Source organism: Lentibacter sp. XHP0401 (assembly GCF_025751535.1).
GTDB lineage: Bacteria > Pseudomonadota > Alphaproteobacteria > Rhodobacterales > Rhodobacteraceae > Lentibacter.
Map to the genome: position 1 here is coordinate 352,326 of NZ_JAOWLC010000001.1, position 22,552 is coordinate 374,877.

The following is a 22,552-nucleotide window of genomic DNA, read 5'->3' on the forward strand; positions in this document are numbered from 1 at the left end:
GCGCTCCCTTAGCGGTAGGTGACTTGTTTGACGGCTTCGACAACTTCGTCGGTTGTGACCAGCGCGTGTTTTTCAAGGTTGGCCGCGTAGGGCATGGGCACATCCTTGCCTGCGCAGTTGATCACGGGGGCGTCGAGATAGTCAAACGCGCGTTGCATGATCGTGGCGGAGATATGGTTGCCTATGGAGCCGACGGGGAAGCCTTCTTCCACGGTGACGCAGCGGTTGGTTTTCATGACCGAAGCCAGCACCGTGTCGTAATCAATCGGGCGCAGGGTGCGCAGATCAATCACCTCGGCTTCTATTCCATCTTCTGCAAGCTTTTCAGCGGCTTCGAGCGCATAGCTCATGCCGATGCCGAAGCTGACGATGGTGACATCAGAGCCTTCGCGCCAGATGCGGGCCTTGCCGAAGGGAACGGTGTAATCATCCATGACAGGCACATCGAAGCTCTTGCCATAGAGGATCTCGTTTTCGAGGAAAATCACGGGGTTGGGATCGCGGATCGCGGTTTTCATGAGGCCTTTATAATCAGAGGCCGAGTAGGGCATGACAACCTTGAGGCCCGGGATTTGGGCATACCATGCGGCGTAGTCTTGCGAGTGCTGCGCACCGACGCGGGCGGCGGCACCGTTGGGGCCACGGAAGACCATGGGAGCGCCCATCTGGCCGCCGGACATGTAGAGCGTCTTGGCGGCAGAGTTGATAATATGATCAATGGCTTGCATGGCGAAGTTGAAAGTCATGAACTCCACGATCGGCTTGAGGCCACCGAAGGCCGCGCCTGTGGCGATGCCTGCAAAGCCATGCTCGGTGATGGGCGTGTCGATGACGCGCTTTGAACCAAACTCGTCGAGCATCCCTTGGGAGATTTTGTAAGCGCCTTGGTATTCGGCGACTTCCTCACCCATGAGAAACACGCTGTCGTCGCGGCGCATTTCTTCGGACATGGCATCGCGCAGGGCTTCGCGCACGGTTTGTTGCTTAAGCTCTGTGCCTTCGGGCCAGTCCGGTGTCTGGTCGCCCTTGGGAGCCTCGGCGGCGGGCTGGGCGGCCACGGGGGCATCGGCCTTCTGGGCTTTGGGCGCGTCCTGTTTTTCCTCTTTGGGGGCTTCGCTTGCGCTCATGTCTTCGCCTTCTTCGCCGATGATGGCGATGGCGGTGTTGACTTTCACACCCTCGGTGCCTTCGGCAATGAGGATTTTGCCGATGACGCCTTCATCGACGGCTTCAAACTCCATCGTGGCTTTGTCGGTTTCGATCTCGGCGAGGATATCGCCGGATTTTACAGTATCGCCTTCTTTGACCATCCATTTGGCCAGCGTGCCTTCTTCCATGGTGGGCGAGAGGGCGGGCATGAGAATTTCGGTTGCCATTGTGTGTGTCTCCCTCAGGCTTCTTGCGGAATTTCGTCGGCGTAAATGTCTGTCCAGAGTTCGCTCAGGTCAGGCTCGGGGCTGTCTTTGGCGAATTCGGCGGAGGCGTTGACGATCTCTTTGATGTCTTTGTCGATGGCTTTGAGTTCGTCCTCTGTGGCGTGTTTGCCTTGCAGAAGCATCGCGCGGATGTTTTCGATCGGGTCACGCTCCTCGCGCATTTTCTGGACTTCTTCGCGGGTGCGGTATTTGGCCGGATCGGACATGGAGTGCCCACGGTAGCGGTAGGTTTTGACTTCGAGGATATAGGGGCCATCGCCAGCGCGGCAGTGGGCTGTGGCTTTTTCCGAGGCGGCCTTGACGGCCAGAACATCCATACCATCAACAATCTCGCCGGGGATTCCGAAGGCCTCGCCGCGGGTGTGCAGATCCGGGGTGGAAGTGGAGCGGGCCTGAGCTGTGCCCATGGCGTATTGGTTGTTCTCGATTACGAAAATGACCGGCAGCTTCCAGAGTGCGGCCATGTTGAAGGTTTCGTAAATCTGGCCCTGATTGGCCGCGCCATCACCGAAATAAGTAAAGGTGACGTTGTCATTGCCTTTATACTTGTCGGAAAACGCGAGGCCCGCGCCAAGCGGCACTTGCGCGCCGACGATGCCATGGCCGCCGTAAAAATGCTTCTCTTTGGAGAACATGTGCATAGAGCCGCCCTTGCCTTTGGAATAGCCGCCTTCACGGCCTGTCAGCTCGGCCATCACGCCGTTCGGGTCCATTCCGCAGGCGAGCATGTGACCATGATCGCGGTAGGAGGTGATGCGCTTGTCACCTTCTTTGGCCGCGGCCTCAAGGCCGACAACGACAGCTTCCTGACCGATGTAGAGGTGACAGAAACCACCGATGAGCCCCATGCCGTAGAGCTGTCCGGCCTTCTCCTCGAATCGCCGGATGAGCAGCATATCGTGGTAGTAGGTTTTAAGCTCTTCAGCAGAAGTATTTGATTTTGCTTTTGTTTTACGGGCGGCCATGCGCTGCGTCCCCCTTCGGTCACAATTAGTTTAGCGTTAAACCAATAATAACACGAAATTATCTTGCGTGGCGAGGGTTTATTTGAGGGAGGCAGGAGGGCGCTTGCGCTATAACGGGCTGCGGACGCGGCAAGTACGGCCCGTGCGCTTTGCGAGAAAGGGATTGCCCGCCGGTCGCCCCGGATGCGCGCAGGGTGGTTTCTCTTGAAAATGCTTGCGACAAGTGTCATGTATTTGGCGACATATGACGAAAGGAGAGCCGAGATGGTTATGACAGCTGCGGTCAGCGGGGCCGTTGCGCCGCGCGCTTCGGGTCAACCCGAGAATGACACGATCCGCGCCTATCGTTTGCTCGGCGGGGGCAAAACCATGAAGCAGCCTGTGCGCACGGCACTTGAGGCGCATGATTTGATTGTGAAGGGCATTCCCTCGAAATCCTTGTTGCACCTTGTCGAGGGGGTGCATGTTCTGGCGACGGGAGATGTGCTGAACAAGGCGATCGGTATCAGCATTCGCACGTTGCAACGCCACAAGGCGAGTGCGAAGCAAAAGCCGCTATCGACAGAGCAGAGCAGCCGCGCGTGGCGCTTTGCAGAGATTATTGCGCAGGCCACGGATGTTATGGGCACACAGGAGGCGGCGGAGGCGTGGCTTCTGGAGCCTGCGATGGGCCTCGGGAATCGCAGGCCGATTGATCTTCTGTCCTCAACTGCGGGAACAGAAGCTGTTGAAAACCACCTGACGCGCCTGGAATACGGGGTTTATGTGTGACGCCGCTTCCACCGCCTCTTGGCACGGGCGAACTGCGGCTCTGGCGGCTGGATGCCGAGCGCCATGCGAGCGGGTGGAGCACAGGCGAGGGGGCTTACCGCGTGGGCGGGCGCTGGAACTCAAAGGGGGTTCGGGCTGTCTATGCGGCGGTTGATCCTGCCTGTGCGATTTTGGAAGTGGCTGTGCATAAGGGCTTCAAGGCGCTCGACACGGCGCCGCATGTGCTGACCTCGGCAATGGTATGTGACTTGAGCGAGGTTCATGTGCTGGGATTTGAGGATATTCCAAACCCCAACTGGTGCGTGCCCGGCGCACACGGCCCCGGACAGCAGGCCTTTGGCGACGCGCTTTTGGCGACACATCTGTTTACGCTCGTGCCTTCGACAGTTTCGCGGCACAGTTGGAACCTGATTTTCGATGCGAACCGTGTTGAGGGGCAGTTTGACGATGTGCAGCAGGAGCGCTTTGCGCTTGATCCGCGGCTGCACCGGTAAATCGGTAAGCACCGGTAAATCGGTAAAAGGTGTCGGGTTTTAACGAATAACGATTTCGTCGGCGCGCACGTAGCCGAGCATGTCGCGGGCGCGCTCGGAGAGCAGGTCAAGATCAAGGAAATCATCGGAGAGGCGCGTGGTAAGATTTTCCATGCGCGCGACACGAGCTTCAAGGGCTGCCAGTTCGACGGCAAGTTTCTTTTGCTCGGCTTCGATCTCGGCGCGGCGGAAGAGGCCGTAATCGCCCTGAATGGCGGCGAAGGTAAAGTAGAGCGTAAGGCTGAACGCCACGGCAAAGAACACAAGAGATCCAACGGCGGGTGGATTGCGTGTGCTGGAAATGCTCATCTTGCTGCTTGCCTCATGCGCGCTTTTAGCGGGCTTTGTTTTGTCTGCCTCTGACGGGCTTTGAACACTTTGCCAAAAGTGGCGAGGATTTGGAAGCTGTGACGCAAGGTTGGGGTTGGCTTTGATTGCGTGGCGAGTCCTAAATGCCACAATAGCGCAAGGGAGAGGGACGCATGAAAACTTATGGGGATTATGAGGCGCGGGTGCGCGAGAGCTTTGCGCGCCAGAAGATGATGGGGCAGCTGAAGGTTGTGCTTTTGGAGGTGCGCGCCGGCGAAGTTGTGTTCGAGATGCCGTTTCAGGATGCGTTCACCCAGCAGCACGGGTTTATGCACGCGGGCGCGATGACAACGGCGCTCGATACGGCGGCGGGGTTTGCGGCCTATTCGGTGATGCCTGCAGATGCGGGGGTGTTGACGATCGAACTTAAAGTCTCGCTGATGCGCCCTGCACGAGCGCCGCGCTTTCGCATTGTCGGGCGGGTTTTGAAGCCCGGGCGGAGCGTGACGTTTACCGAGGCGGTGGCCTACGGGCTGGACAATGACGCGGAAGTTGAAGTGGCGCGGCTGACGGCGAGTATGATGGTTGTGAGCGGGCGTGACGAGGTGACGGGGTGAGCTGATTTCGAATTTTCGCTGCGCGAAAATCCGACCGGCCGGGGGCTCTGCCCCCTAGATTCAAAAGCTGTAGGGCTTTTGAATCCTGCCCCCGAGGTATTTTTGAACAGAAGAAGATTAAGTGCGGTTCGGCGGGTTTGACGAGCCGCCCGGTTCAGCCGCCGAGGGCTGCCACGCCGGGGAGGGTTTTGCCTTCCATCCATTCAAGGAAGGCTCCGCCGGCTGTCGAGATATAGCTGAAATCATCGGCGGCGTCTGCGGCGTTGAGCGCGGCCACGGTATCGCCTCCGCCTGCAACGGTGACGAGCGCGCCCTGTCGGGTGAGGGCTGCGGCTTTGCGGGCGGCGGCCATTGTGGCTCTGTCAAAAGGTTCGATTTCGAATGCGCCGAGCGGGCCGTTCCAGATCAGCGTTTTCAAACCTTCGAAAGCGGTGAGGATGGCTGCAGTGCTGGCTGTGCCTGCGTCGAGGACCATTTGATCACCCTCAAGCGCGGTGTCGGCGGCGAGGGGGAGGTTTTCGTAATCTGCGCCAGCCTTGAAGGCGCGGGCCACGGCACCGTCTGAGGGCAACAGAATTTGACAGCCTGTGGATTTGGCTTTTTCCATGATCTCGCGGGCGGTGGGCAGCATTTCATTCTCGACCAGCGATGCGCCGAGGTCGGCGCCTTCGGCCATGAGGAAGGTGTTGGCCATGCCGCCGCCGATGATGAGCACATCAAGTTTTTCAACGAGGTTTGAGAGCAGGTCGAGCTTGGTGCTGACTTTTGCGCCGCCCACAACCGCGCCGACGGGGCGCTTGGGCTTGGCGAGGGCGCTTTCGAGCGCTTCAAGCTCGGCTTGCATGAGGCGGCCCGCGCAGGAGGGGAGGTGATGGGCCACACCTTCGGTGGAGGCATGGGCGCGATGCGCGGCTGAGAAAGCATCGTTGCAGTAGACATCGGCGAGGCCTGCGAGGCGCTTGGCGAATTCGGGGTCGTTGGCCTCTTCTCCGGGGTGAAAACGGATGTTCTCGATCAGGATCACCTCGGCGGCGCGGGCCTCTTCTGTGAGGTTTTCCGCGCCTTCGAGGGTTTCGATAAAGGAGACCGTGTGGCCCAGGGCTTTTTCGAGCGCGGGAAGCACGACACGCAGGCTCATATCCAGCACGACCTTGCCTTTCGGGCGGCCGAAATGGGCGATGAGCAGCGGTGTGCCACCTTTGGCGAGGATTGCTTCGACTGTGGGCACGATGCGCTCGATGCGGGTGGCATCGGAGACCACGCCGTTTTGCACAGGCACGTTGATATCGACGCGGGTGAGCACGCGCTTGCCCTTAAGGTCTAAGTCATCCAGCGTCTTCCAGCCCATCGGGGTGCTCCTCTTGATCTCGTTTGCGGTGGGGTTTGGCGGGATTGTGCGCAATCGTCAAGCACTGGAAGCACCGAGGTTGGCACTCGGGCTTGCCGAGCGGGGCTTTGGCGCTTAGGTAATCACAATCAATTTGACCAGAGCACCGAGGAGCGCCCGATGGCCGACTATAAAGACCCCGAAAACACGATCCTGATTGAACTCAAGGACGGCACAGTTGTTGTTGAACTGATGCCCGATATCGCGCCCGGGCATTGCGAGCGGATGAAAGAGCTCGCGCGTGCCGGAAAATACGACAACGTGGCCTTTCACCGTGTGATTGACGGCTTTATGGCCCAGACAGGCGATGTGCAACATGCCAACATGGAAGTGGATTATAACCCGAGCCGCGCCGGCACGGGGGGCTCTGATTTGCCCGACCTGAAAGCCGAGTTTGGCCGTATTCCACATGCGCGCGGCAGCATTGGTGCGGCGCGTTCGGCCAACCCGAACTCGGCAAACAGCCAGTTTTTCATCAATTTCAAGGACAATGATTTCCTTAACGGGCAATACACCGTTTACGGGCAGGTCACCTCCGGTATGGAGCATGTGGACAAGATCGCCAGAGGCGAGCCACCTGTGAATCCTGACCGTATGATCAGCGTGAAGGTGGCCGCCGATGCGTAAGCTTGCATATGTCGCCGCCTTGCTTGCGGCCAGTCCGGCGCTTGCCACGGGCCTCAAGATCGAGGTTGCGGGCGAAGGTGCGAACGGTGTGATCATGATTGATCTGCTGGAAGAGGTTGCGCCCAAACATGTCGAGCAGATTGCATCGCTTGCGGCAGAGGGCCAGTATGACGGCGTGGCTTTTCACCGCGTGATTGAAGGCTTTATGGCACAGACCGGTGATGTTGTGAACGGCAAGGTCGAAGGCGGCAATATGGCGATGGCCGGCACGGGCGGCTCCGACCGCGGTGATCTTGTGGCGGAGTTTTCCGAAATTCCTTACGAGCGCGGAATTGTCGGTATGGCGCGCAGTGCTGACCCGAACAGCGCCAACAGCCAGTTTTTCATCATGTTCACCGAGTATCCTTCGCTGAACGGGCAATACACTGTTGTGGGCCGCGTGACCGAGGGGCTTGATGTGCTCGATAAGATCAAGCTGGGCAAGGGGCGCAACGGCGCTGTGATTGGCGCGCCTGATTATATGAAGAGCGTGACAGTCACCGAGTGACGCGGTTTTAACCGGAATTTAAGGGGCGGTTCCGGTGGAGCCGCCCTTTTTGTTTGTGTGCGGAACGGGGCGAATAGGCAAAAGGCGCGCCTTGCGGCGCACAGGTTTTGCGGTGCGCTCCGCGAACTTCGTTCTGCGGAACGCGCCGCTTTGAGCGAGGGGGTTTCACCCCCTCGCGCTCCCCCAGGATATTTTTGCAATAAGAAAGGTTTATGTGTTGAGGTGGATGGCGAAACGCGCGCGGATGGCGGCATCGGTGGCGGGATCGAAAGCCGAGGGCGCACGGCGCGAGAGGATATCGAGTTTGCGTGCGGTGGCTTTCTCGACGAGGTCGGGTTTGTCTTTCTCGACCCATTCCTTTGGAGAGGTCCTGTCGCCCAGTGTCGGGTAGACATGATCGGTTTGCATGCGGCTCAGGGTGCACTCTGTGCCGAGGTAGTGGCCCGGGCCGCCGAGGCAGACTTCGCGCATCTGGTCGAGGGCCAATGTGGTATCATCAACCTCGATGCCGCGCACACAGCGTTGGGCCTGACCGATGATATCATCCGCAAGAATGAGGCTTTCGTGGCAGAAGCCGAGCAGGGAAGCGTGCATACCTGCGGCCTCATAGACCATGTTGCAGCCTGCGAGACCTGCCATGACATTGGAGCACATTTGCTCCCAACCTGCTTGCATATCAGGGAGTTTACTATCGCTTGCGCCACCAGCAGCTCCGCCGGGGAGGCCGTAGAACTTGTGCATTTGCGCGCAGCCTGCGGAGAGCAGAGCCTGCTCGCCCGAGCCGACTGTCATCGCGCCTGTGCGCAGATCGAGGCCGAAGGGCCATGTGCCGAAGATGGCGGGGTGGCCGGGTGCGATGGCGTTGACATAGACAATGCCTGCGAGGCACTCGGCTGTGGCTTGAACGATGGCGCCTGCGATGGTGCTGGGGGCGGTGGCACCGGCCATGCCGGCGGACAGCAGGAGCACGGGCATGCCGCCCTTGATGCAGGCTTCCATGACTTCGCAGGCTTCTGTCGCGAATTTCATAGGCGGGACGACGAAGCAGTTTGAATTGCTCACGAAGGGTCGCGCGCGCCAGTTGCTTTCACCGCCTGCGATAAGGTGAAGCATCTCGAAAGCATCAGGCACAAAGGCGGGCTCGGTGAACGAGGTTCCGACGTGTTTGCTTGTGCCCGAGCAGCAGGCGTAGATTGTGTTGAGGTCCATCTCGCGGTTGTCTGTTATATCGCGGCAGACCATGGGGCGCTGCACGAAATGCACGTTATCAAGTGCGTGCGCGATGCGGGCGGCATCGTGCAGGTCTTGCACGGTGCTGTGACGGTAACTGCGCCCGTCGGGCTCGACCATGTTGACGGCCGCGCCTGCTGTGCCGTAGTGCACGCGCGCGCCCTCAAGCTGCATGTCATATTGCGGCTCGCGGCCAAAGAGGGTGATGGTTTTCGCGGCTTTGGCGAGCATATCCTCCACCAGCGGGCGAGGGAAGCGGATGCGGCCGTCATCGCCCAGAATGGCCCCTGCGCCTGTGAGGATTTCGACGCCTGAGGCGGGCGCATCGGCGAGGCCGATGGTTTCGAGCGCTTCGAGGGCGGCCTCGTGGATTTTGAGCACATCGGCCCCGGTGAGCGGCTTGTAGCGGCCGCCTTCCATCCCGGCGCGGATCGGGCGGGTGGCGGCATCAAGCGGCGCGGCGCGGGCGGCACGGCGGGCATTGCGGCCACCTGAGCGGGCGGAGGTCTTCATTGGGGTTTGGTCGGTCATGGCGGGCGTCCTTGTGGGGGTGTTACGGGTTTGACTTTGAGTTCAAACGCGCAACGGGCCACCACGGGCCGCGCGGCCACGCTCTGCACCGATGGTGCGGATCACCAGAGTAATAGTGCAAAACGGAGCCTGCATGGCGCGCCTTTCAAGGACTGTGCCTTGATTAGGGCGCGTTAAGAGGGCCGATTCTGTCTTAAGTGCGACATTCTGTCGTTTTTGGGAGGGGTTAAGTGAGGCTTGCTGTGAAGGCGGCGATCTCTTTGATGGCGGCTTCAAAGGGCGCATCGGGGATTGTCATAGCGATACGGACATGGCCGGCGGCGGCAGGGCCGAAACTTTCACCCGGCATGACGGCGATGCCGCGCGCCATAAGGAGCTTGTCTGCAAAGTCATCGCCCGAGAGGCCTGTCGCGCGGATATCGAGCATGAGATACATGGCGCCCGAGGGGGGCGAGAGGCGGATTGCGTTCTGACCTGCGAGGGCTTTTTGGGCGAGAAGGCGGCGGCGCTGGAAGGGCGCGGCGATCTCTTCTTCAAAAGATTCGCCAAGGCCGAGCGCGAAGAGGGCGGCTTGTTGTGTGAAACCTGCGACGCCGTAGTTTGTATTGGTCAGCAAGTTCAGCACATGGGGCATGGCACTGTCTGGCCCGACGAGCCATCCGACGCGGCTGCCTGTCATTGCGTGACTTTTGGACATGGAGCCGACGACAAATGTGCGTTCTTCCATGCCTTCAAGAGAGCGGATGCTGATATGCTCGCCCTCCCAGACCTGGGTGTCGTAGACTTCATCGGAAATCACGATGAGGTCGTGCTTTTTGGCGACAGCGGCGATGGCTTCCAGCGTGTCGCGGCCATAGACCGCGCCTGTGGGGTTGTTGGGGGAGTTGATGAGCAGGGCTTTGGCGCCTGACTCTGCGGCGGCGGCATCGAGCGCTTCGAATGTGGGCAGAAAGCCGTTGTCGGCCTCGGCTGTCACGCTTTTTGGGATACCGCCGACCGAGCGGATGGTGCCGGGGTAGGTGGCATAGTAGGGGGTGATATAGAGCGCGATATCGCCCGCATCGAGGCAGGCACGGAAGGCGGCGAAGAGCGCGGCCTGGCCGCCTGCGGTGATCAGCACATTGTCTGTTGTGGTTGGCACGCCTGTGCGGGTGGCAAGGCGTTTGGCCACGGTTTCGCGCAACGTGTCGATCCCCGGGACCATGGCGTAGCCTGTGGCCCCGCCGAGCGCGGCGGCGTGCATTGCCTCGATGATGCGGGTGTCTGTCTTGATGTCATGCTCGCCGATGGTGAGCTCGGTTATATCATGGCCCTGTGCAATCATCTTGCGGGCCTTGATGAAGAGATCCCAGCCGTCGGAGCCGCCGCCTGTTATTGTGGTGATTGTTTTTGACAAGCGCATGGGGGCCTCGCGGGATTAGGTGAGTCTCAAGTTGGCCCATGGGCCTGAATTAGGCGGGCAATGTCAACTCAAGCCGCGCGGTTTTTCTTGGCAGGGGCGTATGGATGGGGTATCGCTTTGTGCATGAGAACGATGATTTGCATTATTTGCTGCATTATTACCTGCTGAGACATCAGGCGGGCCGTTCTTCTTATTCCATCTCAATGTGTAAGTTGTTAAGTCCGCCGCGAAGGCGCTTTGGCGCGCATGAGGGCCGACCATGACCGAGACAAACAAGACTGCGATCAAGCTATACAACACCAAGACCCGCAAGAAAGAGGCCTTCGAGCCGATTGATGCGGAGAATGTGCGAATGTATGTCTGCGGGCCGACGGTGTATGACCGTGCGCATATCGGTAATGCGCGGCCTGTGATTGTGTTTGATACGCTCTACCGGCTGCTGCGCCATGTGTATGGCGAAGAGCATGTAACCTATGTGCGCAATTTCACAGATGTCGATGACAAGATCAACGCCAAGGCGGCAGAGAGCGGGCGCACGATTGGAGAGATCACGGAAGAGACGATTGCGTGGTATCTGGAAGACATGGCGGCTGTGGGCGCATTGGAGCCGACAAAGATGCCGCGGGCGACGAACTACATCGCGCAGATGATCGAGATGATCGAGGCGCTGATTGCCAAGGGGCATGCCTATGCCGCCGAGGGCCACGCGCTGTTTCGGGTGCGCTCTTATGAGAAGTATGGTGTGCTCTCGGGGAGAGACGTGGACGATATGATCGCGGGGGCGCGTGTTGAGGTTGCGCCCTATAAGGAAGACCCGATGGATTTCGTTTTGTGGAAGCCATCGAGCGACGACCAGCCCGGATGGGAAAGCCCGTGGGGCCGTGGCCGCCCCGGCTGGCACATAGAATGCTCGGCCATGGCCAAGGCGCTGCTTGGCGATGTCTTTGATATTCATGGCGGCGGGCTAGACCTACAGTTCCCCCACCACGAAGACGAGATCGCCCAGAGCTGCTGTGCCAACGGGACAGACGAGATGGCGAAAGTCTGGATGCACAACGAGATGCTGCAGGTCGAGGGCAAGAAGATGTCCAAGTCTTTGGGCAACTTCTTCACTGTGCGCGATTTGCTGGAGCAGGGCGTGCCGGGGGAGGTGATCAGGTTTGTGTTTTTGAGCACGCATTATCGGAAGCCGATGGACTGGACGGAGAAGAAGCGGGAAGAGGCGGAGAAGACTCTAACGAAATGGAAGGCGTTAACAAGCGCCTTGTATGATGGAGCAGCAAGATCAGTTGCCAAGACGCCTGTTCCCACCGTAATCATCGAGGCATTGGCTGATGATTTGAATACTGCGCTTGCGCTTGCCGAGATGCACAAACTGGCCAAGGACGCTAAACATAGTGAAGAAGCATGTATTCAACTCGCTGTTTCCATGGCATTTCTCGAAATAGAATGGAGCAGTCCGTGGCAATCCAATTTTGGTTCTTCTTTGGAGAAAATACTCGGTGATCCTGCTCAGCTTGAACCCTATGAACGGCTCCTTTCAGATGAACGTGAGAAAGCTATGACTACAAAAGACTTTTCAAAGGTGGATCAAATTAAGTCCGCTTTGTTGAGTTCTGGTCTGGAAGTAAGAATGTCTAAGGCAGGGGTGGAGCTTGATGTTACGCCTGATTTCGACCCATCTAAACTGGAGGGCCTGCTATGACCTCCCCAACCACCCCAAACCACCCAGCTTGTCTGGGCAGCGCCCGAACCGCCCCCCACGGGGCGGGTGCTTTTTGCGAGCGGCCTGCCGAGCTTGAAACGCATGTGGCTTGGCGATGTAGGCATCAGACTGAAAATCGCCCCCTGCGGTTCGGGTGCTGCCCGGACGGGAGCGTATCATGAGCCGCGAACGCCTCTATCTCTACGACACTACCCTGCGGGACGGGCAGCAAACGCAAGGTGTGCAATTCTCTACGCCTGAAAAGCACAAGATCGCGGCGATGCTTGATGCGCTGGGGGTGGACTATATCGAAGGTGGCTGGCCCGGGGCGAACCCGACGGACAGCGAGTTCTTCGAGACGGCCCCCAAGACGCGCGCCAGGTTCACCGCCTTTGGCATGACCAAACGCGCGGGGCGCTCGGCTGAAAATGATGATGTGCTCGCCGAGGTGATGAACGCGGGTACAGCGCATGTGTGCCTTGTCGGTAAGACCCATGACTTTCACGTGAAAACGGCGCTGGGCATAAGCCTTGAAGAGAATGTCGAGAACATCCGTGCAAGCATGGCCTATATCGTCAGCCAAGGGCGCGAGGCGCTGTTTGATGCGGAGCATTTCTTTGACGGCTACAAGGCCAACGCAGATTATGCTCTGGAGTGCCTCAAGGCGGCCGAGCAAGCCGGTGCGCGCTGGATTGTGCTCTGCGATACCAACGGCGGGACGCTGCCGCATGAGGTCTACGCGATCACCAAGGCGGTGACACAAGCGGGCATTGCGGGCGACAAGCTTGGTATCCACACGCACAATGATACGGAAAACGCCGTGGCTTGCAGCCTTGCGGCGGTTGATGCCGGGGCAAGGCAGGTGCAAGGCACGCTGAACGGACTTGGCGAGCGCTGCGGCAACGCCAACCTCACCGCGCTCATTCCGACGCTGCTGTTGAAAGAGCCTTATGCCGGCCAGTTCGAGACAGGCGTGAGCCGTGAGGCGCTGGAAGGCCTCACGCAGGTGAGCCGCAAGCTGGACGAGATACTCAACCGCGTGCCCATGCGGCAATCGGCCTATGTGGGCGCGAGTGCCTTTGCCCATAAGGCAGGGCTTCATGCCAGCGCGATTTTGAAAGACCCGAGCACCTATGAGCATATAGCGCCTGAAATGGTGGGCAACGCGCGGATCATCCCGATGTCCAATCAGGCGGGGCAGAGCAACTTGAGGAGGCGCTTGGAAGAGGCGGGAATCACTGTGAAAAAGGATGATCCCGCGCTGGGGCTGATCCTTGACCAGATCAAGCTGCGCGAGGCCGAGGGCTATACCTATGACAGCGCGCAGGCAAGTTTCGAACTTCTGGCGCGACGGGCTTTGGGGCAGATGCCGGAGTTTTTCGAGGTGAAGCGTTACCGCGTGAGCATCGAGCGGCGCAAGAACAAGTATAACAAATCGGTTTCGCTGTCCGAGGCGGTTGTGGTTGTGAAGGTTGATGGTGAAAAGCGCTTGTCTGTCAGCGAAAGCATGGATGAGACAGGCTCTGACCGCGGGCCGGTCAATGCACTTTCCAAAGCGCTGGCCAAGGATCTGGGGCGTTATGGCGAGGCCATTGCCGATATGCGGCTTGTCGATTTCAAGGTGCGTATCACCCAAGGCGGCACAGAAGCTGTGACACGGGTGATCATCGACAGCGAAGATGATGCGGGCCGGCGCTGGAGCACTGTGGGAGTGTCTGCCAACATCGTTGATGCGAGCTTTGATGCGCTCTTGGATGCGATCAACTGGAAGCTTTTGCATACCTCATGACAGAGCCTGTGAATGATCATATAGCCGCCTGCGCCGAGATCGTCTTCAAGGGCGATCCTGCGCGCTTTCGCGCCGCTATGGCCGCGCCTTTGGGGCTGCGTGAGAAGCTGCTGGTGCTATATGCCTTTAATGTCGAGGTGGCGCGCGCGCCTTGGGTGACTTCCGAGGCAATGATCGCCGAGATGCGCTTGCAATGGTGGCATGATGCCTTGGGCGAAATCGCCGCGGGCGGGCAGGTGCGCCGCCATGAGGTTGTCACACCGCTGGCTGATACTCTTTCGCCAGATCAGGCGCTTGGCTTGCAAAGCCTCGTTGAGGCGCGCCGCTGGGATATCTACCCGGAGCCCTTTGCAGACGAGGCTGCGCTCTGGCAGCACTTGGGCAACACAACCGGTGCCTTGATGCGCACGGGCCTCGGGCTCGCAGGCGGACAAAGCAACGCGGATCTTGAAGGCGGTTTTCAAGCGATGGGTCTCGCCGGCTGGCTCACAGCTGTGCCCGCTCTTATGGCGCAAAATCGTCACCCTTTGCCTGATACGTCTGAACCCGCGATTGCACGGCTTGCTCGAGAGGGCCTGTCCAAGCTCAATACCGCGCGCAATCAGGCTATGCCCAAGTTGGCCCGTCGCGCGCTTCTGGCGGGGTGGCAAACCGAGCCGCTGCTCAAGCTGGCTATGAAAGAGCCTGCTCGTGTTGCGAACGGCACACTTGAACTTGCCCCGTTCCGCGCCCAGATGCGGCTTGCGCGCTTTGCTTTCACAAATCGCTGGTAGCTTTTTTCTTGCTGGAAATATCCCGGGGGTCTGGGGGCAGCGCCCCCAGCTGGTCGGATTGCGCAAAGCGCAATTCGAAGCCTAGTCCTGCGGACGCAGCACCAGCCAGATCAGCGCTCCACCTGCCAGCATGAGGAAAGGTGCCATCGCGAGGTTTACCGAGACCCAGCCTGCTTGCGCAGACGTTCCCGAGCAGTTCATCAATCCGCCCGAAGCCAGCGACGCCACGAAAACGCCGCCAAAGACGATCAGGTCGTTCATGCCCTGAACACGTCCGCGCTCATGCGGCTCATGGCTTCCGGCCAGCATTGTGGTTGCGCCGATAAATCCGAAATTCCAGCCAACCCCGAGCAGAATGAGCGCAACAAAGAAATGCTCGAGATTGACCCCCATCAGCGCCACGGCGCCTGCACCGGCAAGGATCAGGAGGCCGAGGGCCACGATCTTTTCAGCGCCGAAGCGCGCAATGAGGTGCCCTGTGAAAAAGCTCGGAACATACATTGCCAGCACATGAGCTGTCACGACATAGCCCGCGATAAACTGGAAGCGGTCACGCATACTGCCCTCAGGTACAACGCCGGAGATCCAGCCCGGAATTTCCGTTTCACCGCCGACACCACAGCCGACAACGGCAAGCGGTGTGGAGGTCATCACGAGGTTCATCAGCGCGTAAGACACCATGGCCGAAATGATTGCGACGGCAACAACCGGCGTTTTGAGGAGTTCCATGCGCGAGCGGCCGCGTGGGGCATCAACATGAGGGACGGGCGGCTTTGGAATGTCGAGGAACAAAAACAGCAACGAGCCGACGATATTGATTGTCATCACCGTGAGATAGGTGCCCATAAACGGGATCGCACCGAAGGCCATCGAGGAATAGTTGCCCAGTTGCGGTCCGATGATCGCGGCGAGGAGACCACCTGCCATGACATAGGAAATCGCTTTGGGGCGGAACGCATCCGAGGCGGTATCGGCGGCGGCGAAGCGGTAAAACCCCTGCGCCGACATATAGATACCCGTGATCAGACTGCCGACGAGATAGATGCTGAACGAAGCATGATAAAGTCCGTAGGCACAAACGGCAGCACCTGTTGCACCCGCGCTGGCACCAAGGATAAAGCCTGCCCGCCGCCCGTAGGCCTGCATAAACCAGCTGAGCGGCGTGGCTGCCAGCATCGAGCCGAGCACGATCATCGAAATCGGCAAGGTGGCGAAGCAGAGATTTGTGGTGAGCATTTGCCCAGCAAGGCCACCGATTGTGAAGATCATCGGCATTTGCGAGCCGAGCAGTGCCTGAGCCAACACCAGAATCCAGACGTTGCGTTTGGCGCGTCTGTGGTTTTCCGGGGTGCTCTGCGGGTCGTTAACGGGTGAAACTGTCTCTGTCATACCAGATTGGCTAGCCCCTTTCCTGCGCCCTCGCAAGCGCGATGTTGCGCTCTGTCTGCCGCAACTTGCGCATTTTTCAGTGTGCAAAGCTCTATTGCGTCTTTTCACTTGGGTGCAGAGCGCTTAGATAGGGTCTGCAAAGTTTTCGGCATGGTGCAGCACCAGCCGACCAAGGGAGACATATCATGCTCAACAATATCGGCCTTCCCGGCCTTCTTCTTATTGCCGTTGTCGTGCTCGTCCTGTTCGGGCGTGGCAAGATTTCTTCGCTCATGGGCGAAGTCGGCAAAGGCATTACCGCCTTCAAACGCGGTGTCAAAGACGGCACGGAAGAGCTTGAAGACCAGATGGCGGACGAGGCCAAAGATGTCACGCCTGCTGAAGAAAAAGACAAGGCGTAACGCTACATGTTTGATCTTGGCTGGACCGAGCTTCTGGTCATTGGCATCGTCGCGTTGATTGTCGTTGGCCCTAAGGACTTGCCCGTTCTCTTCCGCAAGGCGGGGGAGTTTGTCGGCAAGATGAAGGGCATGGCACGCGAATTTTCCAAGGCCATGAACGATGCCGCCGACGAAAGCGGCATGCGTGAAACAGCCAAGACTCTGCGCGATGTGACGAACCCCTCGAAGCTGGGCCTTGATTCTGTCAAGGATGCCGTTAAGGACGCCGCCAAGTGGGATCCTGAAAGCGAGACAGGCAAGCTGGCCGCAGAGCGACAGGCAAAGCGTGACCGCATGGTGGAAGAGGCCAACGCTTCGGCTGCCGAGACAGCCAGAAAAGTGCGCGAAGCCCACGCTGCCCGCCTTGAGGCTGAAAACGGCACCGCCGAGGCCAAGCCTGCGAAAAAGCCGGCCGCCAAAAAAACGGCTACCAAAAAAGCACCGGCGAAAGCCGCATCAAAGCCGACAGCAGCCAAGGCGCCCGCCGCAAAGACATCACCGGCCAAAAAGCCTGCTGCCAAGAAGGCCGCCGCGTCAAAGACAGCCGCCAAGAAACCCGCAGCCAAGAAAAAGCCTGCGGCAGATAAAGCATGAGTGACATATGAGCCAGTCTGATACGCCAGATGAAATGGATGCTTCCAGCGCTCCGCTGATCGAGCATCTGGCCGAGTTGCGCACGCGGCTCATCCGGTCTGTTCTGGCGTTTATCGTCGGCATCGTGCTGGCCTTTATGGTGGCCGAGCCGATTCTGCAGTTTTTGCTTGAACCGATTGAAGCCACGCTGCGCACCTTGGGTGATCCTGACCCGACGCTGCAATATACGTCGCCGCAGGAGTATCTGTTTACGCTTTTCCGTATCTCGATGGTCTTCGGATTTGCGCTGGCCTTCCCTGTGATTGCCTTTCAGATGTGGCGCTTTGTGGCACCCGGCCTTTACAAAAACGAGCAGGGGGCTTTCCTGCCGTTTATTCTGGCGTCGCCTGTCATGTTCCTGTTGGGGGCTTCTTTTGCCCAGTTTGTCGTAACCCCTTTGGCGATGCAGTTTTTCCTCGGCTTTGCCGATGTGAGCTCGATTTTTGCCAACCTGATGTCACGCACGGTCGAAAACCTTCCCGATGCCAACGCGGTTGTGCCGGAAAGCTCGGAAGGCTTGAAAATCACTTTCTTCGGTAAGGTTAACGAGAGCCTTGATATCACGCTCAAGTTCATCATTGCCTTTGGCATGTGCTTCCAGCTTCCTGTGCTCCTTACGCTGATGGGCAAAGCCGGGCTTGTGAGCGCCGAAGGCCTTGGCGCTGTGCGTAAATACGCAATGGTCGGTATTCTTCTGCTTGCCGCATTGGTTACGCCGCCGGATGTGATCACCCAGCTTATTCTTTTTACGGTTGTTTATGGTCTCTATGAAATCTCGATTTTGCTGGTTGCCCGCGTTGAGAAGAAACGCGACGACAAGCTGCGTGAAGAGGGCTATTTCGATGATGAGGACGAGTTTGACGACCCGCTGATGCGCGAGTTTGACGAGGACTTGGCTGAAGATGAGGATGAGGACGGCAAGGCGGACAAAAGCTGATGAGTGACGAACTCGCCCGCATAGCTTCCGCACTGGAACGGATGAGCCCGCCGCCACTGCCTGCACCTGATTTTGCCGCGGCCGATGCTTTCGTTTGGCATGTGGAGCCCGACCGCCTCAGCCCTGTGAAAAAGGTGAGCAAGGTTGATCTGTCGCTGCTTATCGGCGTAGAGCGTTCGCGCGATACGCTTTTGGAAAACACCCGTCAGTTTGCCCGTGGCCTGCCAGCCAACAACGCGCTGCTCTGGGGCGCGCGCGGGATGGGCAAAAGCTCTCTCGTCAAGGCGGTTCATGCGCAGGTGCTCAGCGAGAAGCTGCCCCTTAAAGTGGTCGAACTTCAGCGCGAAGATTTGCCAAGTGTCACACGGCTGTTGAGCCTTTTGCGCAGCACAAGAGACCGTTTCGTGCTGTTTTGTGATGATCTGAGCTTCAGTCATGATGACCAGCATTACAAATCGTTGAAAGCGGTTCTGGATGGCGGGATTGAGGGACGGCCCGAGAATGTGGTGTTCTACGCGACGTCCAACCGTCGCCACCTGATGCCGCGCGACATGATCGAAAACGAACGCTCAAGTGCCATCAACCCGAGTGAAGCCGTTGAAGAAAAAGTCTCTTTGAGTGATCGTTTCGGCCTCTGGCTTGGCTTTCATCCTTGCTCGCAAGACGAGTATCTTGCGATGATACACGGCTACTGCGCGCATTTCGGCATCGAGTATGAGCCTGAAAGCCTGCGCGCCGAAGCGATCGAGTGGCAAGCCACCCGTGGCGCGCGCTCGGGGCGTGTGGCATGGCAATACGTCACCGACCTTGCAGGGCGCAAAGGTGTTGCCTTAAGCTGATCCGGCTCTTTCTTATTGCTTGAAATATCTTGGGCCGTCTCCGCGCAGCAAGTGCGCGCTGTGCGAGCTGCATAGGGGAGTTTGAGGGGAGCTGGTCCCCCTCAAACGGATCGGATTTGCGAAGCAAATTCGAAGTTTTATTGCAAATAAGGCATGGGATCGACGCTCTCAAAGCCTTTGCGGACTTCAAAGTGCAGATAGGCCGATTCTCCGGAGCGCACTGTGGCAAGCTTCTGTCCACGGTTCACGCTATCGCCTTTTTTCACAGCGATATTGCCGACATTGGCATAGACCGAGAGCAGATTGTCAGGGTGTTTCACCACAATGATCGGAACCTGATCGGCGTCTGACGTGATCGCGGCCACTGTGCCGGCGCCTGCTGCGCCGATTGGTGTGCCCGAGGGGGCTGCAATGTCGATGCCATCGTTTTTGCCCTTGGCGTATTCGCGGATGATTTTACCCCTGACCGGATAGGAAAACTTACCCGAGCCCGCAGATTGAGTCTGGGTTTTGCCAAGGTCGGGCGTGGCCGTTGCGGCGGCTGTCGCCGTGGGTTTTGTGGTCTCTGCGGGCAGAGGTTTCACCGCGCTTGGCGGTACGGGCGTGGGAGAGCCAACGCCCGGCTTTGTGGAGGTGACCTCGGTTTTTCTGGCGGGGGCTTCGCCCAAGGCAGTCGGGATCAGCAGGTATTGGCCTTCACGGATGCCGAAGTCGCTGCCCAAGCCGTTCCAATCGGCCAGAGAGCGCACTGAAACATTATAAAGTCGTGCAACCGTATAGGCCGACTCGCCGCGCGTGACTTTGTGGCGCACGGGCTCTACGCCACGCTGTGCTGTGGCGGCGGGTGTTGCTGTTGGCTGGGCGCGGTCGATCGCGCCTTCGGCAAGCTCGGTGATATCTACATTCGGGGGCTGGATCGGGCCTGTTGTAATCGCTCCTGTGGCGGGGGAGGGCTCGGCCACGCGGTTGGGCAGGGCGACAACTTCGCCTTGGCGCAGGCTGTCGCCAGTCTGGATGCCGTTGTAGCGTGCCAGTTCGTTTGCGTCTGCGCCGATGCGCGCTGCAAGCGTTGCCAGCGTGTCACCACGTTTGGCGACAGCGACCTGATAGTTGGGATACGAGATGATCCCGCGGTCATCGGGGCGGGGGCGTGATGTGGTTGCTCCTCGCGCCGCGGCAGACGTATCAGCGCCCGAGCCGAGCTTGCCGCGCAAATCCAGATCGAGCGGGCGGTCACAGCCGGCGATCAGGGCGATGGCCGCAGTTGCCGCCAGCAGTCTCAGGGTTAAACCTCTGTTCATCTCGATATCCTCACAGCTGCTCTTTGTTGCCAGAGCTTTGTTACTTGTCTGTTTTGGCCCTCAGGCCTCCTTACCAAGCCCCTCCAGAAGCGGCACAAACCGCACGGGGCGTAATTCTTCATAGTCAAATCCGTCTTCGAGACGCGTCACCTTGATCAGGCTTTGCACCGCATCCGACTGGCCGACCGGCACAATCATGATACCCCCGATTTTGAGTTGAGCCAAGAGCGGTCCGGGCGGGTCCTCGGCTGCGGCTGTCACGATGATGCGATCAAAGGGCGCCTGCTCGGGCAGGCCGTGGCTTCCATCGCCTGTGAGGGCGGTCACATTTGTCAGATCAAGCCGCTCGAACAGCGCCTGGGTTTCGCGCACGAGCCGCCTGTGCCGCTCGACGGTGTAAACACGGCGCGCCAGCTGGCTGAGGATTGCGGCCTGATAGCCCGAGCCTGTGCCGACTTCGAGCACCTTGTCGCGCGGTCCGACTTGCAGCGCCTGTGTCATCAACCCTACGACGGAGGGCTGCGAAATGGTTTGCCCGCACGCGATTGGCAGGGGGGTGTCCTCATAGGCGCGGCCCTCGAATGTGCCGCGCACAAAGAGGCCACGGTCGATCTTCTCCATCGCGCCAAGCACCTGTGGATCGGTTACACCTTTGGAGCGCAGTGTATAGAGAAACTGCATTTTCTGCTCTTGAGGTTCCAGCGCAGGGTCATTCATGTTTCGATGCTCTTGAATGCAGACAGCATGTCGTGGGCTGTCAGATCGGCCCGCATGGGAGTGACGGAGATGTAACCGGCAAGGTTTACATCGGCGTCCGAGCCGGGAGTGGCGGGGACGCGTTGATCATGGCCTTTGATCCAGAGAAAGCGGCGGCCCGAGGGGGAGGAATGCGGCTCGACCCCGAAGGTGACACCTTGGCGAAAGCCTTGAACAACTGCGCGTGTGCCTTTGACGGCAGCGGCCGGAACCGGCGGGAAATTGACGTTGTAAAACAGGCGGTAGTCTTGCTGGCCTTTCGGCTCGGCGGCTAGAATTTTGGCCAAAAGCGCTGCACCGTGTTCTTCTGCGGCTTCAAACGGGTTGTCGATTTCATAGTTCTCAGGGCCGAGATACTGCGAAAGGGCGATTGCGGGCAGACCTTGCAGGGCCGCTTCCATCGCGCCGCCGAGCGTGCCGGAGTAGAGCGCATTTTCGGCAGAGTTGTTGCCACGGTTGACGCCTGAAAGCACGAGATCGGGGCGCTCCGGCATGATATCGTGCAGCGCAGCAAGCACACAATCGGCGGGAGAGCCTTCCGCCGCGAAGCGGTGCTTGCCCATTTTCTGGACCATCATCGGGTGCGTGTAGCTGATACAATGGCCAACGCCCGACTGCTCGAACGCGGGAGCGACGACCCAGACTTCCCCATCGGCGCCTGCCAGATCCCATGCGATCTTTTCGAGCGACTTGAGCCCGGGAGCATTGATGCCGTCGTCATTGGTGAGAAGTATGCGCATGTGCCCGCCTGCCTGCTGTTTTCCCGTTGAATAAAGGAGGGGCGTGCACAGGGCAAGGCGGTGTGACAGAGCGGCTTCGAGATAGAGTCGTTTATGCGACAGTTTTTCACGGCATCGAATTGCGCTTCGCGCAATCCGACCGGTGTGGGGGACCAGTCCCCCACACCCTCTGAGGTATTTTCGAACAGAAGAAGCAGGGGCAGAAAGTAGTGGGAAGGTTTTGTGGAGCCGGGTTAGGAGCGCAGTTCGGCGACGAGGCGGGCGGCCTCGGCGGCGGGGGGCGCCAGCGGGGCGCGGTCTTCACCAGGGTAGAAACGGGCGCGCAGGGCCGTGGCCAGAGGTTTGGGCTTCAGGATGCGGACTTTTGGGCCGGTATTGACCTTTTCGGCTGCCCAGCTTCTGGCCAGCGCAATTTGAGCTGATTTGGTTGTGCCATAGGCGCCAAAGAATTTCTCGCCGCTGTGATTATCCTCAAAGAAAAGCGCCTGACTTTCCGGTTTGAGCAAGGGAGACACGAAGCTGATGAGGCGACCCGTGGCAGTGAGGTTGATGCTGACGGATTTGTCCCAGTCTTTCATATCCATATGATCTGCCGGGGCGAGCGGTGCGGCGTGAATGGCCGTGTGCGCCCATATATCGACAGCTCCCCAGCGGTCATAGATCGAGCGGCAAAGTTGCGCCATCGCATCAGGGTTGGAGATGTCCATCGGGGCAAGCGTAGCCTCGCCGCCTCTGGCTTTGATACGGTCGTCGAGTTCTTCGAGCGCGCCTGTGGTGCGGCCGACTGCGACGATATGATGTGTGTCACAGAGCACTTCGGCGAGAGCTGCGCCAAGGCCGCGGGAGGCACCGGTTATGAGGGCGATTTTATCTGTCATGAGGCTGGTTTAGATCA

At 59.1% G+C, this 22,552-nt stretch carries 23 protein-coding genes; 12 read left to right on the forward strand and 11 right to left on the reverse strand.

What is annotated here, in order from left to right:
• Positions 1-8: 8 nt before the first annotated feature.
• Both OE750_RS01845 and pdhA read right to left on the reverse strand, forming a co-directional pair.
• On the reverse strand, positions 9-1,376 hold the full coding sequence (locus OE750_RS01845; protein ID WP_263760751.1) for a pyruvate dehydrogenase complex E1 component subunit beta: 1,368 nt from the start codon (positions 1,374-1,376) through the stop codon (positions 9-11).
• 14 nt (positions 1,377-1,390) lie between these two features.
• Positions 1,391-2,401, reverse strand: coding sequence for a pyruvate dehydrogenase (acetyl-transferring) E1 component subunit alpha (pdhA, locus tag OE750_RS01850; RefSeq protein ID WP_263760753.1), 1,011 nt, complete (start codon positions 2,399-2,401; stop codon positions 1,391-1,393).
• A gap of 264 nt (positions 2,402-2,665) precedes the next feature.
• Here pdhA and OE750_RS01855 point away from each other — a divergent pair, with 264 nt between their 5' ends.
• Together OE750_RS01855 and OE750_RS01860 are read left to right on the forward strand one after the other, a co-directional pair.
• Positions 2,666-3,172 carry an antitoxin Xre/MbcA/ParS toxin-binding domain-containing protein gene (locus tag OE750_RS01855; RefSeq protein WP_263760755.1) on the forward strand — a complete coding sequence of 169 codons (507 nt, stop codon included), beginning with the start codon at positions 2,666-2,668 and terminating at the stop codon, positions 3,170-3,172.
• Positions 3,169-3,666, forward strand: a complete 498-nt coding sequence (locus OE750_RS01860; protein WP_263760757.1) for an RES family NAD+ phosphorylase — start codon at positions 3,169-3,171, stop codon at positions 3,664-3,666. The genes OE750_RS01855 and OE750_RS01860 overlap by 4 nt, the downstream gene beginning before the upstream one ends.
• 39 nt (positions 3,667-3,705) lie before the next feature.
• Here OE750_RS01860 and OE750_RS01865 read toward each other — a convergent pair whose 3' ends face one another.
• Positions 3,706-4,014: an FtsB family cell division protein gene (locus OE750_RS01865; RefSeq protein ID WP_263760758.1), complete on the reverse strand. Its 309-nt coding sequence runs from the start codon at positions 4,012-4,014 to the stop codon at positions 3,706-3,708.
• Between the two features lie 173 nt (positions 4,015-4,187).
• Here OE750_RS01865 and OE750_RS01870 point away from each other — a divergent pair, with 173 nt between their 5' ends.
• A complete protein-coding gene (locus OE750_RS01870; RefSeq protein ID WP_263760760.1) occupies positions 4,188-4,631 on the forward strand; it encodes a PaaI family thioesterase in 444 nt (147 codons plus the stop codon).
• 154 nt (positions 4,632-4,785) lie between these two features.
• Here OE750_RS01870 and OE750_RS01875 read toward each other — a convergent pair whose 3' ends face one another.
• Positions 4,786-5,979, reverse strand: coding sequence for a phosphoglycerate kinase (locus OE750_RS01875; RefSeq protein ID WP_263760762.1), 1,194 nt, complete (start codon positions 5,977-5,979; stop codon positions 4,786-4,788).
• 159 nt (positions 5,980-6,138) lie between these two features.
• Between OE750_RS01875 and OE750_RS01880 the strand changes: the two genes are divergently transcribed.
• On the forward strand, positions 6,139-6,645 hold the full coding sequence (locus OE750_RS01880) for a peptidylprolyl isomerase (protein WP_263760764.1): 507 nt from the start codon (positions 6,139-6,141) through the stop codon (positions 6,643-6,645).
• On the forward strand, positions 6,638-7,192 hold the full coding sequence (locus OE750_RS01885; RefSeq protein WP_263760766.1) for a peptidylprolyl isomerase: 555 nt from the start codon (positions 6,638-6,640) through the stop codon (positions 7,190-7,192). The genes OE750_RS01880 and OE750_RS01885 overlap by 8 nt, the downstream gene beginning before the upstream one ends.
• Before the next feature lie 210 nt (positions 7,193-7,402).
• Here OE750_RS01885 and OE750_RS01890 read toward each other — a convergent pair whose 3' ends face one another.
• A complete protein-coding gene (locus OE750_RS01890) occupies positions 7,403-8,953 on the reverse strand; it encodes a trimethylamine methyltransferase family protein (protein ID WP_263760768.1) in 1,551 nt (516 codons plus the stop codon).
• Between the two features lie 226 nt (positions 8,954-9,179).
• Positions 9,180-10,355 (reverse strand): pyridoxal phosphate-dependent aminotransferase, encoded by a 1,176-nt coding sequence (locus tag OE750_RS01895; RefSeq protein ID WP_263760770.1) that lies wholly within the window; start codon positions 10,353-10,355, stop codon positions 9,180-9,182.
• Between the two features lie 259 nt (positions 10,356-10,614).
• Here OE750_RS01895 and cysS point away from each other — a divergent pair, with 259 nt between their 5' ends.
• The 3 genes from cysS (at position 10,615) to OE750_RS01910 (ending at position 14,622) form a co-directional block, all read left to right on the forward strand.
• Positions 10,615-12,060 carry a cysteine--tRNA ligase gene (cysS, locus tag OE750_RS01900; protein ID WP_263760772.1) on the forward strand — a complete coding sequence of 482 codons (1,446 nt, stop codon included), beginning with the start codon at positions 10,615-10,617 and terminating at the stop codon, positions 12,058-12,060.
• A gap of 178 nt (positions 12,061-12,238) precedes the next feature.
• Complete coding sequence (gene cimA, locus OE750_RS01905) at positions 12,239-13,849, forward strand: citramalate synthase (RefSeq protein ID WP_263760774.1); 1,611 nt, start codon at positions 12,239-12,241, stop codon at positions 13,847-13,849.
• A complete protein-coding gene (locus tag OE750_RS01910; protein ID WP_263760776.1) occupies positions 13,846-14,622 on the forward strand; it encodes a squalene/phytoene synthase family protein in 777 nt (258 codons plus the stop codon). The genes cimA and OE750_RS01910 overlap by 4 nt, the downstream gene beginning before the upstream one ends.
• Positions 14,623-14,703: 81 nt before the next feature.
• Here the strand turns inward: OE750_RS01910 and OE750_RS01915 are convergent, their stop codons facing one another.
• Positions 14,704-16,011, reverse strand: coding sequence for an MFS transporter (locus OE750_RS01915; protein ID WP_263760778.1), 1,308 nt, complete (start codon positions 16,009-16,011; stop codon positions 14,704-14,706).
• A 185-nt stretch (positions 16,012-16,196) separates the two neighbouring features.
• Here OE750_RS01915 and OE750_RS01920 point away from each other — a divergent pair, with 185 nt between their 5' ends.
• From OE750_RS01920 to OE750_RS01935, 4 genes are read left to right on the forward strand one after another with little or no spacing between them, the layout of a single operon-like run.
• Entirely contained in the window at positions 16,197-16,412 is a 216-nt protein-coding gene (locus OE750_RS01920) for a twin-arginine translocase TatA/TatE family subunit (RefSeq protein WP_263760780.1), read from the forward strand.
• 6 nt (positions 16,413-16,418) lie between these two features.
• A complete protein-coding gene (gene tatB, locus OE750_RS01925) occupies positions 16,419-17,045 on the forward strand; it encodes a Sec-independent protein translocase protein TatB (protein WP_263760782.1) in 627 nt (208 codons plus the stop codon).
• Positions 17,046-17,052: 7 nt separating this feature from the next.
• Positions 17,053-18,021 (forward strand): twin-arginine translocase subunit TatC, encoded by a 969-nt coding sequence (gene tatC / locus OE750_RS01930; RefSeq protein WP_263760784.1) that lies wholly within the window; start codon positions 17,053-17,055, stop codon positions 18,019-18,021.
• Complete coding sequence (locus OE750_RS01935; protein ID WP_263760786.1) at positions 18,021-18,860, forward strand: ATP-binding protein; 840 nt, start codon at positions 18,021-18,023, stop codon at positions 18,858-18,860. The genes tatC and OE750_RS01935 overlap by 1 nt, the downstream gene beginning before the upstream one ends.
• Positions 18,861-18,997: 137 nt before the next feature.
• Here the strand turns inward: OE750_RS01935 and OE750_RS01940 are convergent, their stop codons facing one another.
• From OE750_RS01940 to OE750_RS01955, 4 genes are all read right to left on the reverse strand, one after another.
• Positions 18,998-20,161 (reverse strand): peptidoglycan DD-metalloendopeptidase family protein, encoded by a 1,164-nt coding sequence (locus OE750_RS01940; RefSeq protein WP_263760788.1) that lies wholly within the window; start codon positions 20,159-20,161, stop codon positions 18,998-19,000.
• 60 nt (positions 20,162-20,221) lie between these two features.
• Complete coding sequence (locus OE750_RS01945; protein WP_263760790.1) at positions 20,222-20,878, reverse strand: protein-L-isoaspartate(D-aspartate) O-methyltransferase; 657 nt, start codon at positions 20,876-20,878, stop codon at positions 20,222-20,224.
• Positions 20,875-21,657: a 5'/3'-nucleotidase SurE gene (gene surE, locus OE750_RS01950; protein ID WP_263760791.1), complete on the reverse strand. Its 783-nt coding sequence runs from the start codon at positions 21,655-21,657 to the stop codon at positions 20,875-20,877. The genes OE750_RS01945 and surE overlap by 4 nt, the downstream gene beginning before the upstream one ends.
• Positions 21,658-21,890: 233 nt before the next feature.
• A complete protein-coding gene (locus tag OE750_RS01955) occupies positions 21,891-22,535 on the reverse strand; it encodes an SDR family NAD(P)-dependent oxidoreductase (protein ID WP_263760793.1) in 645 nt (214 codons plus the stop codon).
• Positions 22,536-22,552: the final 17 nt, after the last annotated feature.